This is a genomic window from Paraburkholderia sp. SIMBA_053 (assembly GCF_046534895.1).
Classification (GTDB): domain Bacteria; phylum Pseudomonadota; class Gammaproteobacteria; order Burkholderiales; family Burkholderiaceae; genus Paraburkholderia; species Paraburkholderia caledonica.
In genome coordinates, this window is record NZ_JAWRXU010001730.1 from 1 (window position 1) to 235 (window position 235).

General features: G+C 48.9%; 1 protein-coding gene. It reads left to right on the forward strand.

The features are described from left to right. The coding region (locus SB753_RS41430) for a hypothetical protein (RefSeq protein ID WP_410805736.1) at positions 1 to 235 on the forward strand (235 nt) is incomplete at both ends.

The following is a 235-nucleotide window of genomic DNA, read 5'->3' on the forward strand; positions in this document are numbered from 1 at the left end:
GTTACGAACCAACGAGTTACAGGCCGAATTGGTCAGAATGCGCTGCGACGTTATGCTTCAGCGAAATATATGGCGTGAACAGCAGCAACAAACATTGCACGACAATAAATTATTACTGCTGGCATTGTTTTATGCCGGGGTTGTAAATGCCAGCACCAGTGCCGAGCTGCAGAGATCGGTGCACGACGGTCAGTGTGATCCGCTGACCCAGACGCTTAACCGCAATATTATGCAT